13 protein-coding genes are annotated in these 14369 nt (G+C 74.0%); 9 read left to right on the top strand and 4 right to left on the bottom strand.

Features of this window, described 5'->3' with window-relative positions; genetic code table 11:
* Positions 1-23: 23 nt before the first annotated feature.
* Entirely contained in the window at positions 24-341 is a 318-nt protein-coding gene (locus SNR22_RS17790) for a WhiB family transcriptional regulator (RefSeq protein WP_320067721.1), read from the top strand.
* Between the two features lie 6 nt (positions 342-347).
* Here SNR22_RS17790 and SNR22_RS17795 read toward each other — a convergent pair whose 3' ends face one another.
* The 3 genes from SNR22_RS17795 to SNR22_RS17805 form a co-directional block, all read right to left on the bottom strand.
* A complete protein-coding gene (locus SNR22_RS17795; protein WP_320067722.1) occupies positions 348-1499 on the bottom strand; it encodes an ArsA family ATPase in 1152 nt (383 codons plus the stop codon).
* Between the two features lie 57 nt (positions 1500-1556).
* Complete coding sequence (locus SNR22_RS17800) at positions 1557-2534, bottom strand: ArsA-related P-loop ATPase (protein WP_320067723.1); 978 nt, start codon at positions 2532-2534, stop codon at positions 1557-1559.
* A 72-nt stretch (positions 2535-2606) separates the two neighbouring features.
* Positions 2607-3320 (bottom strand): hypothetical protein, encoded by a 714-nt coding sequence (locus SNR22_RS17805; RefSeq protein WP_413775658.1) that lies wholly within the window; start codon positions 3318-3320, stop codon positions 2607-2609.
* A gap of 542 nt (positions 3321-3862) precedes the next feature.
* On the opposite strand from SNR22_RS17805, the gene SNR22_RS17810 reads away from it, so the two are divergent.
* From SNR22_RS17810 to SNR22_RS17840, 7 genes are all read left to right on the top strand, one after another.
* Positions 3863-4348: a hypothetical protein gene (locus SNR22_RS17810; protein ID WP_413775654.1), complete on the top strand. Its 486-nt coding sequence runs from the start codon at positions 3863-3865 to the stop codon at positions 4346-4348.
* A 46-nt stretch (positions 4349-4394) separates the two neighbouring features.
* Positions 4395-4550 carry a DUF4177 domain-containing protein gene (locus SNR22_RS17815; protein WP_018222171.1) on the top strand — a complete coding sequence of 52 codons (156 nt, stop codon included), beginning with the start codon at positions 4395-4397 and terminating at the stop codon, positions 4548-4550.
* A gap of 5 nt (positions 4551-4555) precedes the next feature.
* Positions 4556-5017, top strand: coding sequence for a RidA family protein (locus tag SNR22_RS17820; protein WP_320067725.1), 462 nt, complete (start codon positions 4556-4558; stop codon positions 5015-5017).
* A 161-nt stretch (positions 5018-5178) separates the two neighbouring features.
* Positions 5179-6072, top strand: a complete 894-nt coding sequence (locus SNR22_RS17825) for an MBL fold metallo-hydrolase (RefSeq protein ID WP_320067726.1) — start codon at positions 5179-5181, stop codon at positions 6070-6072.
* The gene (locus tag SNR22_RS17830; protein WP_320067727.1) at positions 6069-9662 is read left to right on the top strand and encodes an adenylate/guanylate cyclase domain-containing protein; all 3594 of its coding nucleotides are present in this window, start codon (positions 6069-6071) and stop codon (positions 9660-9662) included. Before SNR22_RS17825 ends, SNR22_RS17830 begins: the two co-directional genes overlap by 4 nt.
* 175 nt (positions 9663-9837) lie before the next feature.
* Positions 9838-10311, top strand: coding sequence for a hypothetical protein (locus SNR22_RS17835; RefSeq protein WP_320067728.1), 474 nt, complete (start codon positions 9838-9840; stop codon positions 10309-10311).
* A 31-nt stretch (positions 10312-10342) separates the two neighbouring features.
* Entirely contained in the window at positions 10343-11920 is a 1578-nt protein-coding gene (locus SNR22_RS17840) for a serine/threonine-protein kinase (protein WP_320067729.1), read from the top strand.
* Here the strand turns inward: SNR22_RS17840 and SNR22_RS17845 are convergent.
* A complete protein-coding gene (locus SNR22_RS17845) occupies positions 11907-12260 on the bottom strand; it encodes a hypothetical protein (RefSeq protein WP_320067730.1) in 354 nt (117 codons plus the stop codon). The genes SNR22_RS17840 and SNR22_RS17845 overlap by 14 nt on opposite strands.
* Before the next feature lie 224 nt (positions 12261-12484).
* On the opposite strand from SNR22_RS17845, the gene SNR22_RS17850 reads away from it, so the two are divergent.
* On the top strand, positions 12485-14296 hold the full coding sequence (locus SNR22_RS17850; protein ID WP_320067731.1) for an alpha/beta hydrolase: 1812 nt from the start codon (positions 12485-12487) through the stop codon (positions 14294-14296).
* Positions 14297-14369 lie beyond the last annotated feature (73 nt).

Raw genomic sequence — 14369 nt, forward strand, 5'->3', positions numbered from 1 at the left:
ACTGCAAGGGGGGACGTGTACACATGGGCATGATCACTGACTGGCCGTCACTGGCGGCATGTCAGAACGGGGACCCGGACGCGCTGTTCGTACAGGGCGCTGAACAGAACGTGGCGAAGCGGATCTGCCGGAGCTGCCCAGTTCGGTACGAGTGCCTGGCCGACGCGCTCGACAACCGGATTGAGTTCGGGGTGTGGGGTGGCATGACCGAGCGAGAACGCCGGGCACTGCTGCGCCGTCACCCTCAGGTTGCCAGCTGGCGGAAGATGTTCGAGGCGGCCATGAAGAAGAACGCGAAGGACAAGTCCGGTAAGGACAAGGTTCTCGTCACTGCTGGGTGACTCCGGTCACGGCCGGCTGATCGCCACGCCGATCGTCCGCAGCCCGTCGACGTCGTGCACGTCGGCGGGCTGCGCCGGCACCGACACCGCCGGCACCTCCGGGAACGCCTCGGTGAACCGGGCACCCACCTGCTGTTCGCGCAGCGCCTGCTGGGCCAGCACGGCGTGGGCCCGCAGCACCTCGACCGTGCCGGAGTGCCCGCCGGCCTCGGCCAGCCGCTCGGCGGCGGCCAGGCTGGTCGCCGCGTCCAGGGAGCCGACCGTCAGCGTATGCACCCGGTTGAGCACCAGGCCGGCCAGCGGCATCCGCTCCTCGCGCAGCCGCCCGGCGAAGTACGCCGCCTCCCGGACCGCGTCCGGCTCCGGCGCCGCGACCAGCAGGAACGCCGTTTCCCCCGCCTGGAGGATCCGGTACGTCTGCTCGGCGCGCTGCCGGAAGCCGCCGAACATCGAGTCCAGCGCCGCCACGAAGCCGGAGAGATCGGTGAGCAGTTGGGCGCCGAGCACCTTCTGCACCACCTTTGAGAACACGCCGAAGCTCGCGGTGACGAAGCTGAACATGCTCCGCCCCCCGGTGCGCGCCGGCGCCAGCAGCAGCCGCAGCATCCGCCCGTCGAGGAATCGGGAGAGCCGGGCGGGGGCGTCCAGGAAGTCCAGCGCCGAACGCGAGGGCGGGGTGTCCACCACAATCAGGTCCCACTCGCCCCGGGCGTGCAACTGGCCGAGCTTCTCCATCGCCATGTATTCCTGCGTGCCGGCGAAGGTGGAGCTCATGGCCTGGTAGAAGGGGTTGGCGAAGATCTCCGTGGCCTTCGCCGGGTCGGTGTGCTGAAGGACCACGTCGTCGAAGGTCCGCTTCATGTCCAGCATCATGGCGTGCAACTCACCGCCGCTGGCCTCGACGTCGATCCCCTTGACCTGGCGAGGAGTGTTGTCCAACTCGGTCAGGCCGAGCGACTGGGCCAACCGGCGGGCCGGGTCGATGGTGAGCACCACCGTGCGCCGGCCGTGCTGCTCGGCGGCCCGCAGGGCGAGCGCGGCGGCGGTGGTCGTCTTGCCCACTCCGCCCGCCCCGCAGCACACCACGATCCGCACGCCGGGGTCGGCGAGGATCTGGTCGACGTCCAGCTGCGGTGCTGGGTCTTCGGAAGGCACCAATCGAGCGTATCGGGCTCCGGGGAGTATCCGCGCCGTGCCGGCTTCAGTGTGAGTCAGTCAATCCCCCCGGACGAGCGCCCGGGTCAGCGTTTCCAGCCCCGCCCGGTCCACCCCGCCGGGCAGCAGCGGCAGTTCGGTCAGGGGCAGCCCCAGCCCGCCCAGCTCGGTCCGGAGCGAGTCCTCCAGCTCCCGGCGGATGAGCTGGTCGCGCGCCTCGTCGGCGAGCCCGGCGACGGTGTCCCGGTCGGCCGGCAGCCCGGCGGCGACCAGCCCGCGCCGCAGCTCCGCCGCGCTCACCGCCCGCCCGGCGGGCAGGGGCGGACGGGCCGCGTTGATGATCACCCGGCCCACCGGGAAGCCGAGCCGGGTCAGCTCGCCGATTGCGTCCACGGTCTCCTGGACCGGCATCTCCTCCAGCAGCGTCACCACGTGCACCGCGGTCATCGGGGAGCGCAGCAACGCGGAGACCCCATCGCTCTGGGTCTTGATCGGGCCGACCTTGGCCAGCCGGGCCGTCTCTGCCGTCACGTTGAGGAACCGACCGATCCGTCCGGTCGGCGGCGCGTCCAGCACCACCGCGTCGTACACCCGGCGCTGGCCGGCGGTGCGGGTGGTGGCCTCCTTGACCTTGCCGGTGAGCAGCACGTCGCGCAGGCCGGGGGCGATGGTGGTGGCGAAGTCGATAGCGCCGAGCTTGCGCAGCGCCCGGCCGGCGGCACCGAGCTTGTAGAACATGTCGAGGTACTCCAGCAGGGCCTCCTCGGCGTCCACCGCCAGGGCCCGCACCTCCCCGCCGCCCGGGGCGTCGGCCAGGTGCCGCTCGGCGTACGGCAGCGGGTCGGTGCCGAAGAGCTGGGCGATGCCCTGCCGCCCCTCGACCTCGACCAGCAGGGTGCGCCGGCCCTCGGTGGCCAGCGCCAGCGCCAGCGCCGCCGCCACGCTGGTCTTGCCGGTGCCGCCCTTGCCGGTCACCACGTGAAGGCGGGCCGGCCACTCCGTACCGGCCGGGTCCGCCGGCCGCTCAGCTGCTCGCACCCATCGAGCCTATCCACCCGGCGACCAACGTGTCGGCGGCCATCGGGGCGGCCCCCACCGACCGTGGACCGGTCAGGCGATCTCGCAGACCCGCCAGCCGGTCTTCTGCACCACGGTGAAGCGGAGATCCTGGTCGGCGACCTTCTCGTCGGCCGTGGTCATGGTCACCTTGGTGGTGACCGTGGCCCGCTCGCCGGTCTGCTCGTCCACCTTCGGCGTGGGCCAGGAGAACTGGGGGTTCTTGTGCTGCTCGGCGTACTGCCGCACCTCCGCGACCTTCGCGGCGATCTTCTTGTCGTCCTGGGACGCGGCGCAGACGTAGCTGTTGGCCTTCTTCGCGTCCCGCTCCCGGTAGACGGCGGTGAGGAAGCGGTCCACCGCCTCGGCCGGCTCCTTGGCGCCCTCGCCGCTCTCGACGTTGCGCAGGGTGAAGAACGCGGCGGCGCCACCGCCGCCGCAGAGCAGCAGCGCCAGGACGACCACGATCGAGGCGATCAGCAGGCCGCGCTTCTTCTTGGGTGCGGCCGGGGTGGGGTACGGCGGATAACCCGGCGCGGGCGGCGCCACCGCGCCCGACATGGGGCTACCCGAAGCGCCGAACGGTGCGGCCTGGGCGGTGCTGCCGAACGGTGGAGGCTGGGCCGGGCCGCCGAAGGGGGCGGCCTGGGCCGGGCCGCCGAAGGGTGCGGGCTGGGTGGAACCGCCGACGGGGGGCTGGCCGGGCTGTACGTCGAACGGACCGGAGGCGCCGCCCGGCGGGGCCGCGGGGACCGGGCCGCCCGGCAGGCTGGGGGCGCGGTCGCCGACGGGCGGACCGACGGGCGGACCGGAGGGCGATCCGACGGGCGGACCGACGGGCGATCCGACGGGCGGACCGACGGGTGATCCGACGGGCGGACCGACGGGTGATCCGACGGGCGGACCGGAGGGCGGACCGGAAGGCGATCCGGTGGCGCTGCCGTCGGGCGGTTGGGTCATGTCGGTCCCCCGGGGGTGCGGCCCCTCGTCGGCGAGGACGCCAGGGCTGGTCGAGCGAAGGCGGACGGGCCGCGCGTGTCCGTCCGACGGGAAGGGTAGCTGTGAACCGCTTCCCGAGTGGGGCCCCGGCCGGAAGACGCGAGTTTTCGGTCATGGAACGCCGATAGTCGCGGTCCGGTATCCGACCTGCAATCTGTCGCATATGTGACTTTTGGTAATCAGGCGTGCGCGTCCCGTTGTCCCTGTCGGAAATCGGTCCTACGTTCGTGCCGGCATGGGGGGGCCGGATCGGCAGACGGTCCGAGCCGAATGGTGACGACTTGATCAGGCGCGAGGCCCGGAGGCAGTGCATGCGCGACACCAACGAATTCTCCCGAGCCCAGTTTCCGCCCACCGGAGGCACCCGGCGGCTCGGGTCCGGCCCCGCCGGTGAGGAGGGCCCGGTCACCGGCCTGCCGTTCAACGAGCGGTCCTACCGGCGGCTCACCGACCCGGGGGAGATGTTGCGCATCCTGAGTCGGCCGGCCGAGCGCCCCCGGGACGAGGAGGAAACCGGGTACGTCATCCACCTGCCGATCCGGGTGGCCGACCTGGCGACGGCGACCGCGCTGGCCGGCAAGGTGGCGGTCTCGCTGGGCTTCCTGCCCGAGCTGGATGCCGGGGAGACCACGGTCTCCACCGCCGACGACCAGAACAACCGGCACCGGGTCTTCTGTGACCTGCTGCTGCCGGACCGCTCCCGCTGCCCCCAGTGCTACGACCACGAGGGGCCCTGCGGCGAGCCGCCAACCGCCCCGGAGCAGCGTCCCGCGCCGGGTGGTGGCCTCAGATCGTAGGCTGGGGGCGACAACCCGTCGTCGCCTCCTAGGGAGCCCTGCACTTATGCAGAAGTGGGAATACTCGACCGTCCCGCTGCTGGTCCACGCGACCAAGCAGATCCTCGACAACTGGGGTGAGGACGGCTGGGAACTCGTCTCCGTGGTTCCCGGCCCCAACCCGGAGCAGCTCGTCGCGTACCTCAAGCGTCCGAAGGCGTGAGCGACGTGAGCAACGGACCGCACGCCAAGCTCGCCGAACTCGGGCTGGAACTGCCCGAGGTGGTGCCCCCGGTGGCCAGCTACGTGCCGGCCGTCCAGTCCGGGCAGCACGTCTACGTCTCGGGGCAGCTCCCCATGGCGCAGGGCAAGCTGCTCGCCACCGGGAAGGTCGGTGCCGGGGTCTCCACCGAGCAGGCGAAGGACCTGGCGCAGCGGTGCGCCCTGAACGCCCTCGCGGCGGTGGACGCCCTGGTCGGCCTGGAGAACGTCGTCAAGATCGTCAAGGTGACCGGGTTCGTCGCGAGCGCGTCCGGCTTCACCGGTCAGCCGGGCGTAATCAACGGTGCGTCCGACCTGTTCGGCGCGGTCTTCGGCGAGGCCGGCCGGCACGCCCGCTCCGCAGTAGGCGTAGCAGAACTCCCCCTCGACGCCCCGGTAGAGGTCGAACTAATCGTCGAGATCGCCTAACCCCACCCCAAACCCCACCCCCAACCCCCACCCCCACCCCACCCCCACCCCGCCCGCGATCTTGCACTTGGGGCCCCGATGAAAGCCGCGAAAAGGCACATATGAGGGGCCGCGAGTGCAAGATCGCGGGGAGTGGCGGGCGGGGTCGTACGATCGCTGGCATGACCGGGCACATCAGGGGGGCCGTGGGGGCTGTGGCGGGGGAGTTGCCGGGGTGGGTGACGTTGGTGCGGGCGCCGAACCCGGGGCCGATGACGCTCGACGGCACCAACACCTGGGTGCTGCGGGCCGGGCCCGGTGAGCCGGCCCTGGTGGTCGACCCCGGGCCGGCCGACGAAGGGCACCTGGCCGCGATCGCGGCGCACGGGCCGGTCGCCACTGTGCTGATCACCCACGGGCACCCGGACCACACCGACGGCTCGGCCCGGCTGCGCGAGCTGCTCGGCGGGGTACCCGTGCGGGCCGTCGACCCGGCCCACAGTCACGGCGGCCCGCCGCTCGACCCGGCCCACAGTCACGGCGGCCCGCCGCTCGAACCGGGCCACGGTCACGGCGGCCCGCCGCTCGACCCGGGCAGCGGCCTCGACCAGGCCGGCCTCGACCAGGCCGGCCTCACCATCCGACTGCTGCCCGCCCCGGGGCACACCGCTGACTCGGTCTGCTTCCTCGTCGAGTGTGGCGGCGAGCGGGTGGTGCTCACCGGCGACACCATCCTGGGCCGGGGCACCACCGTCGTCGCCCACCCCGACGGCCACCTCGGGGACTACCTGACCAGCCTGGGGCTGCTCTCGACGTACCAGGGGGTGCTGGCGCTTCCGGGCCACGGCCCGGCGCTGGCCGACTGCGGCGCCGCCGCCGACTTCTACCTCGCCCACCGCCGCGCCCGGCTCGACCAGGTCCGGCAGGCGGTCGCCGAGGGCGCCACCACCGCACCCGAGGTGGTGGCGCGGGTCTACGCCGACGTTGACCGCTCCCTGTGGTGGGCGGCCGAGTTGTCGGTCCGCGCCCAACTGGAGTACCTGGGGGTCGCCCCGGCCGGGACGGAGCGGCCGTGACCTGCCCGGTCTGCGGCACGCTGGCCGTACCGGGGGCGCGGTTCTGCCACAACTGCGGGGCCGCCCTGCCGGCCGCCGCCGGCCTGCCGAGCGCCGAGCGGCGGGTGGTCACCGTGCTCTTCGGCGACCTGTCCGACTTCACCTCCTGGTCGGAGGACCTCGACCCGGAGCGGGTCGGCGCGGTCACCGACCGGGTGCTCGCCTCCCTCGCCGGGGCGGTGAAGACCTTCGGGGGGCACGTCGACAAGCTGACCGGCGACGGCATCATGGCGGTCTTCGGCGCCCCCGTCGCCCACGAGGACGATGCCGAACGGGCCGTCCGCGCCGCGCTGTCCATGCAGCGGGCGGTGCGCCGGGTGCTCGACGACGAGCGGGGCGGCGGCGCGCCGCTCGGCCTGCGGGTCGGGCTGAACACCGGCGACGTGATCGCCGGCATCCAGGCGGCGATCGAGTACACGGTCATCGGCGACACGGTGAACACCGCCGCCCGGCTGGCCGACGCCGCCGCCGTCGGCGCCGTCTACGCGGGGGGACGCACGTCGTCGGCCACCCGGCACGTGGCGTCCTGGCGGGCGCTGCGCCCGCTGCGGCTCAAGGGCAAGCGCGAGCCGGTCGAGGCGTACGAGCTGCTCGGTCTCCTCGACGCGCCGGGCACCCGGTCGGGCCTCGGCGACGAGGCGCCCTTCGTCGGCCGGGAGACCGAGATCGGCCGGGTGGCCGGCCGGCTCGCCGAGGTGATCGACCGGGGCGAGCCCCGGGTGCTGCTGATGACCGCCGAGGCGGGGATCGGCAAGTCCCGGTTCTCCGCCGAGGTGGAACGCCTCGCCGCCGGCTACGACGTCGGTGCCGGCCGGTACGCCACGCACACCGGCGCCCGGGTGCTCTCGGTGCGCTGCGCCGCGTTCGGCGAGCGCCGCCGGCTGGCGCCCCTGGCCGACCTGGTCCGGGCCGCCGTCGGCCTGCCCAACGATTCGGCCACCGCGCTGACCCGGCCGGCCGTGGAGGAGCGGCTACGCCGGCTCAACCAGCGCCTCGGCCGGCTCCACGAGGGCCTCGCACCGGTCGCCGCCGACCAACTCCTGGCCCTGCTCGGCTACGCGGACCTGCCCGCCGTGAGCCCGAGCGACCAGAACGAGTGGGGTACGGCCCAGCCGGCCGCCGACGCCGACGTCGTGCCGAACACGGTGGCCGACCTGGTCAGCGCCCTGGCCGCCGAGGCGCCGCTGGTGGTCATCGTCGACGACCTGCACGACGCCACCGGTGAGACCATCCGTTCGCTCGGGGTGGCCCTGTCCCGGATCACCGGCCCGGTGCTGGTGCTGCTGCTCGGCCGCCCCGAGCTGGTGCGTACCGCCGGTGCGCTGACCCGGGTGGCGGACGCCGAGGTGCACGCCCTGCCGCCGTTGCGCGGCGCCGACGCCGCCCGGCTGCTCACCAGCTACCTCGGCGGCGGGAAGCTGCCGCAGCCCGACACCGATCGGCTCCTGGCCACCGCCCAGGGCAACCCGTTCTACCTCGCCGAGCTGGTCACCCTGCTGATGGAGCGGGGCGCGCTGACCGCCGTGGCCGACCGGGCCGCCCCGGGCAACGCCGGCTGGCGGCTGGCGCCCGGCTCGCTGGGCAGCAGGCTGCTCTCCCGGGACCTCGCCGCCGTGCTCGCCGCCCGCATCGACGCCCTGCCGCCGGACGCCCGATCCGTGCTGCGCGACGCCGCCGTGGTCGGCGACACCGTTCCGGAGAGCACCCTGGAGGCGCTGCGCGAGCAGCGCGCCGGGCGGGACGGCCGGCCGGCCGCCGTGGTCGCCGTGGAGCTCGACCGGGCCGTGGAGGAGCTGCTGCAACGCCGGATGCTGCACCGGGTCCGCTCCGGGTTCGCCTTCGCCACCCCGCTGATGCGGGAGGCCGCGTACTCCGGGGTGAGCAAGGCCGAGCTGGCCGAGCGGCACGCGGCGTTGGCCCGGTGGGCCGCCCCCGGCGGGCCCGGTGAGCCGGTCGCCCCGGGCGGGTTCACCGACGCCGCCCGGGACGCGTTCGTCGCCGAGCACGTGGAGCGGGCCGCCGCGCTCGCCGACGCGGTCAAGCTGCGCCCGGACGCGCCGGCCCGCACCGTCGTCGGTCTGGGCGTGACCGCGCTGGGCCGGGCCGCCCGCCGCTCGTTGCAGGCCGGGGAGCCGGCCGCCGCCGTCGAATACGCCGAACGCGTCGTCGAGCTGGCCCGGGGCGGGCTGCCGGCGACCGACCGGTTGGTGCACGCCCGCGCGCTGCTCCAGGTCGGTCGGCCGGCCGACGCGCTCGCCTACGCGGAGAAGATCGCCGCCAACGCCGGGGACGAGGCGGACACCCGGACGAGTGCGTTGCTGCTCGCCGGGCAGGCCCACCAGACCCTCGGCGACCAGACTCGGGCCGTGGCCTGCTGGCAGGAGGCGTTGCAGGTGGCCTCCGCAGGCGAGCTGCCGGCCCTGCGCGCCTCGGCGATGCGTCGGCTGGGCATGGCCGACTTCGTGGCCGGCCGGCTGGGTCAGGCGAGTAGCCAGCTCGCGGCGTCGTACCAGGTCAGCCTGACCGCGCAGGACCGGCGCGGGCAGGCATGGTCGTTGCAGAACCTGGCCTGGGTGACCACGACCCGGGGCGACTTCGCCGGCACCGACGCGGTGCTCGGCCGGGCCGCCCGGCTCTTCGCCGAGCTGAAGGACCCGTACGGGCGGGCCTGGCTGCGTGGCACCACCGCGTTCGCCCGGTTGCTCGCCGGCCGGCTGGGGGAGGCGTGCCGGCTCGCGCGGGTCTTCCTGCCCTTCGGTGAGCGGGTCGGCGAGGCGTGGGCCGTCGGCACGTTGCGGGCGGTCGAGGCGTTCGCCGGCGCGGAGCTGGGCGAGATCGCCGAGGCCGACCGGGCGGCCCGGCGGGCGTACCGGGACTTCGCCGCGGTCTCCGACGACTGGGGGCGGGGCTTTGCCCTGGTGGTGCGCGCGGTGGTCGCCCGTGGGCTGGCCGAGCCGGAGCACGCCGCCGACCTGCTCGCCGACGCGATGTCGTACGCCGAGCGGACCTCGCACCCGCTGCTCACCGGGATGGCCGGCACCCTGCGCGGTTTCGTGGCGCTGGACATGGGCGACTGCGAGACCGCCGAGCAGGCGGCGCGGGCGGTGCTGACCGCCGTCGAGCCGCACAACCCGCAGGCGCCCGCGCAGGTGGGCCCCCGGGTGCTGCTGGCCACCGCCCGGCTGGCTGCCGGCGACTCCGCCACCGCGGTGGGGCTGCTCGCCCCGGTGGCCACCGGGGCGGCGAACACGCCGTCGCTGCTGTTCTCCCGCCGCCAGACCATGGCCCGGTACGCGTCCGCGCTGCTCGCCCACGGCCAGCACGAGCAGGCCCTGGACTGGGCGCGCCGGGCGGTCGCCGTCCCGGCGGAGGACGTGCGCAGCCAGGTGGTCGCGGCGAGCGTGCTGGCCGAGACGCTGGCCGCCTGCGGTCGTCCCGTCGAGGCGTTGGCGAGCGCCGAGGAGGCAGTCCGCCTGGCGTACGCGACGGAGCAGCGCAGCGAGCGCCTGGTGGCGGACGCGTTGCGGGTCCGTCTCCGGGGCCAGGGGTAGGGCGGCGGCCCCTTCCGCCGTTGACGTGCGGGAACGCTCCTTCCCACCGGGCGGCCGGCGGGCGGGACGGTCAGTCTGCCGGTTCCGCCGATGCGGGCACGGGCAGCACCGGCTACGGTGTCCTTCCGAACGACGGTCCCCTGCGTGACCGTGCCGGGCCCTGGGGGAGGACGTCATGAGGTTGCCGCGCTCCAGTGCCGGCTGGACGATCGGGATCTTCGGAATCCTGGCCCTGCTGATGGGCGCGGTCGGTCTGCTCTGGCCGGAGACCCAGCTGCGGATGCTGGGCTTCGAGGTGCCGCAGAGTCGGGCCACCGGCGACTACACCGGCACCTTCATGACCGCGTCCTCCATGGCGTCGTTCAACATGGGGGTCTACTACCTGCTGGCCACCGCCACCGAGTGGCGGCCGTTCTACCGCTTCACCGTCTTCTTCCGGCTGGTCACCTTCACCGTCTTCACCATCGCGGTGCTGGCGGACATCGCGCCGGGCCGGTTCTTCACGGTCGCGCTCTGGGAGGGCCTGGGCGCGGTCGCCACGGCCGTGGCCCTCTGGTGGGACGCCCGCCGGGCGTCGCCGACACCGTCGAACGCGGACGGCCCGGGTGCGCCGGCCGGCGTCGTCCCGGCCGCTGGCGCGGACCGTTGAGCCCCCGGGCCGATTGGGTATTTTCGAAGCCGTGACCGACACCCCGCCCGGCGCCCGACGGTTGCCCATTGTGCCTGGGATGACCGATTTGGAGGTTTTCGCCCGGGGTGGTTACGCCACCGTCTACCGGGCCACCCAGATCTCGGTGGGGCGCGAGGTCGCGGTCAAGGTGGAGAACCGCACCCTGGACAACGATCGGGATCAGGCCCGGTTCCTGCGTGAGGCGCGGGCGGCGGGGAGGATGTCCTCCCACCCGCACGTGGTGGACCTCTTCGACGTCGGGGTCACCGTCGACCAGCACCCCTACCTGATCATGGAGCTGTGCGACGGGTCGTACGCCGAGCGGATGCGCACCTCGCCTCTGGGCCCGGCGGAGACCCGCGACCTGGGCGTGAAGATCGCCGACGCGCTGGCCCACTCGCACGCCAACGGGGTGCTGCACCGCGACGTCAAGCCGGCGAACATCCTCTACTCGCAGTTCAACCCGGCGGTGCTGGCCGACTTCGGGCTCGCCGTGCTGGCCGAGGCGCGCGACGCGTCGGTGACCCTGGAGGTGCTCACCCCCGCGTACGCGCCGCCGGAGATGTTCAACCACAGCCCGCCGTCGCCCGCGGTGGACGTGTACTCGCTCTGCGCCACCCTCTACGCCGTGATGCACGGCCGGCCGCCCCGCTGGCAGTCCGAGCGCAGCCCCAGCCTGGTCACCGTGCTGGAGATGTTCCACCAGCCGATCCGCGGCCTGCCCGGGGTTCCGGAGGAACTGGTCGACGTGCTCCGGGCGGGCATGGTGAACGACCCGCGGGCCCGCCCGTCCGCAGTGGAGCTGCGTGGCATGCTCGCCGCCCTGCCCCTGGATCCGCTCAGCGCGCCGGTCAGCGGCGCGCCCGTCTCCGGCGGCCCGTCCTCGGGCGGCCCGTCCGGATCGACGGGCGCCACCACCGGCAGCCCTTCCACCTCCGGCGGCCTGTACGGCACCGCCCAGCCGGCCCGGCCCCGTCCGCGTCCTCCGGTGGAGGACGACCACCCGACCATGCCGACGACGTCCGGCCGGCGGTGGCGGCGGCGCTGGTTCCTCGGCGGGGCCGGGGTGCTCGCGCTGGCCGCGTCGGCCAGCGCCGGTGCCTGGGTGGCGGGTGGTGCGCCGGCCGCCCTGACGTCCACGCCGGTCGCCAGCGGGGCTGCCACGTCGGTGCCCCGAGGCTGGGGTGCGCTGCCGGGTTGCGTGTCGGTTTCGCCGGGCGTTACCAAGCTGCCGACCGGTGCGCGGTGCGTCGCCGAACTGGAGTGCTTCGGGCCGGTGCGGGTACGGGGCCTCCTGGCGGAGGCCCAGCGACTGCCCTGCGACGGCCGGCACACCTGGGAGACCTACGCCGCGGGCGAGTTGCCGGCCAGCCTGGTCGGCGTCGGGCACGACCGGGTCAAGGCCGATCCGGCCGTGCTCGGGGTCTGCAACCCGGTCACGTTCCGGTTGACCAGCGGAATCGCGTACACCAGTGGCTGGCACCTCGAGGTGCTGCCGCCGGACGGGTCGACCACCGACCGGACGTACCGTTGCCTGGCGGGGCGCGGCGTAGACCGGCTCTACGAGCCGACCCTCACCGGCCGCTGACCCTGCCCGCGCCCCCACGGCGTTCCTGGACCGCCCGCAGCGTGGCCCGGCTGTCCATCGCCTCCAGCGTGTCGGCGTCGACATTGCCCAGCCCGGCGACCCGCTGGGCCGGCCACTCCGTCGGCCCGTCGACCGAGCGTTCGCGGGCCTCCTCGCGGCGCTGCCGCACCTCCGTCACCGCCACCCCGGCGATCATCACCAGCAGGACGCAGAGCAGGGCGAGCACCACCGCCAGGATGCCGCGCGGACGCCACCAGAGCAGCGTCACCAGGAGGGCGAGTGCCGCAACCGAGGCGGCGGCGGCCGCGGCGCGCGCGTCGGGCCGAGGGAATCGGGTCACCCGTCAAGGATGGCGAAGCCGCCGCGCGTGTCAACCGCGCCGGCCCGTCGATCCGCGAGCCGGTGGGGCAGAAGAAGCGTCGGCCACGAGCAACGTGTTACCTGAGTCGGAGAAATGACCCTTTCCTAGGTATTTTCCGGGCGGTATTCGTTGGGTTCGGTCCCTAGAGTGACGGGGGTCGAGGTTTCCCCGACGCGTCCCGTTCCCCACCGGAAGGCATCCGCATGCCCCGTAGAACCCGGTCCCTGGCCGCAGCAGGAATAGCCGGCATCATCCTCGCCGCAACGGCCGTCGCGCCCGCCGGCGCCGCGCCGACCACCGCAAGCTGGGGCCGCCTGTCCACGTCGGACCGGACCGACCCCGCCGAGGCCCGCCGGGTCGACCGCGTGCCGACTCCGAAACTCGACTGGTACGCCTGCTACGGCCACGCCGAGTGTGCCACCGTCCAGCTCCCCCGCGACTACGACCAGCCCACCGGTGCCACCACCGAGGTGGCGCTGCTGCGAGTCAAGGCGCGCGACCAGCAGCGCCGGATCGGCAGCCTCTTCGTCAACCCGGGTGGCCCCGGCGGGTCCGGAACGGACATCGCGCTCGCCGCGTCGTACTTCCTCGGCGACGACCTGCTGGACCGGTTCGACATCGTCGGTGTCGACCCGCGCGGCGTCGCCGCCAGCGAGAACGTCAAGTGCTTCCCCTCGGTCAAGGAGCAGACCAAGGCGTACGCCGGGCTGAACGTCGCCTTCCCGAGGACGAAGGCCGAGGAGAAGGCGTACGTCGCCGCGTCGAAGGCGGTCGGCAAGGGGTGCTCCACCACCGGCAAGCCGTTGACCGGCGCGATGTCCACCGCCGAGGTCGCCCGGGACATGGACGTGCTGCGCCGGGCGGTCGGTGACAAGAAGCTGACCTACGCCGGCTTCAGCTACGGCAGCGCGCTCGGCCAGTACTACGCCAACATGTTCCCCGACCGGGTCCGCGCGCTGGTCATCGACGGCGTGCTCGACCCGAACGCGTGGGTCGGCCAGGGCAAGGCGCGCAACCAGCTCCAGGAGACCCGGCTGCGCAGCGCCGACGGCGCGTACGCGGCGCTGCGCGAGATCCTGGTGCGCTGCGACAGGGCCGGCAAGGTGGCCTGCCCATTGGCGGCCGGCGACCCGCTCGCCTCGTTCGAGCTGGTGACCAAGCGGCTGCGCAAGAAGCCGGTGGTGATCGACGACCCGGACACCGGTGAGACGTTCACGGTCGGCTACGCCGACTTCGTCGGCGCCGCGTTGAACGCCCTCTACAGCCCGTACGGCTCCGAGGACATCGTCGCGATCACCGTCGAGATGCTGGTCCTCACCGACCCCGCGGCGGCCACGCCGGCCCGCCGGGCCGAGGCCCGCACGACGATCGCCGCCCGCGCCGCCGCCGCCCGCCAGCAGATCCGACGCGGGTACGACTTCCCGTACAACAACGGGCTGGAGACGTTCCTGACGGTGGACTGCACCGACGCGTACCACCCGAAGGACGCCGGGGCCTGGCCGGCGCTGGCCGCCAAGGAGGACAAGCGGGCACCGTACTTCGGCCGGGCCTGGGCCTGGGGCACCGCGCCGTGCGCCCGCAACACCTGGACGGTCCGTGACGAGGATGCCTACACCGGGCCGTTCAACAAGCGCACCAGCGCCCCGGTGCTGGTGGTCGGCAACTACTGGGACCCGGCGACCAACTACCGGGGCGCGGTCAGCTCGGCGGCGCTGCTGCCGAACAGCCGGCTGCTCAGCAGCGACAGCTGGGGGCACACCGCGTACGGCACCTCGGCGTGCGCGACCGGCGCGATCGACGCGTACCTGATCAAGGGGACGCTCCCGGCCAAGGGCACGGTCTGCGTCGGTGACGCCCAGCCCTTCGTGGAGCTGCCCGCGACGGCGGCGGTCGAGCGGACTCCGACGTCCAAGAGCGACCTGACCCGCCGGGCCGCCCCGGCGCGGGGCGAGCCGAAGCGGCTGCCCCCGGTCCTCGCCCCGCTGCCGGTGGTCGGCTCACTGACCGTCCGGTGACGACACCCGGGGGTCGGCGGGTGATCGGGCGCTCGCCGTACCCCCGGGCCCGACCGGTTGGGTGATCACCGGA

Origin of the sequence: Micromonospora sp. RTGN7 (genome assembly GCF_033804645.1) — a bacterium.
Classification (GTDB): Bacteria; Actinomycetota; Actinomycetes; order Mycobacteriales; family Micromonosporaceae; genus Micromonospora.

What these genes read in the sequence shown, in the direction of transcription:
- SNR22_RS17790 (WP_320067721.1), top strand. Translation starts at nt 24, where the DNA reads ATGGGCATGATCACTGACTGGCCGTCACTGGCGGCATGTCAGAACGGG.
- SNR22_RS17815 (WP_018222171.1), top strand. Translation starts at nt 4,395, where the DNA reads ATGCAGAAGTGGGAATACTCGACCGTCCCGCTGCTGGTCCACGCGACC.
- SNR22_RS17810 (WP_413775654.1), top strand. Translation starts at nt 3,863, where the DNA reads ATGCGCGACACCAACGAATTCTCCCGAGCCCAGTTTCCGCCCACCGGA.
- SNR22_RS17850 (WP_320067731.1), top strand. Translation starts at nt 12,485, where the DNA reads ATGCCCCGTAGAACCCGGTCCCTGGCCGCAGCAGGAATAGCCGGCATC.
- SNR22_RS17825 (WP_320067726.1), top strand. Translation starts at nt 5,179, where the DNA reads ATGACCGGGCACATCAGGGGGGCCGTGGGGGCTGTGGCGGGGGAGTTG.
- SNR22_RS17835 (WP_320067728.1), top strand. Translation starts at nt 9,838, where the DNA reads ATGAGGTTGCCGCGCTCCAGTGCCGGCTGGACGATCGGGATCTTCGGA.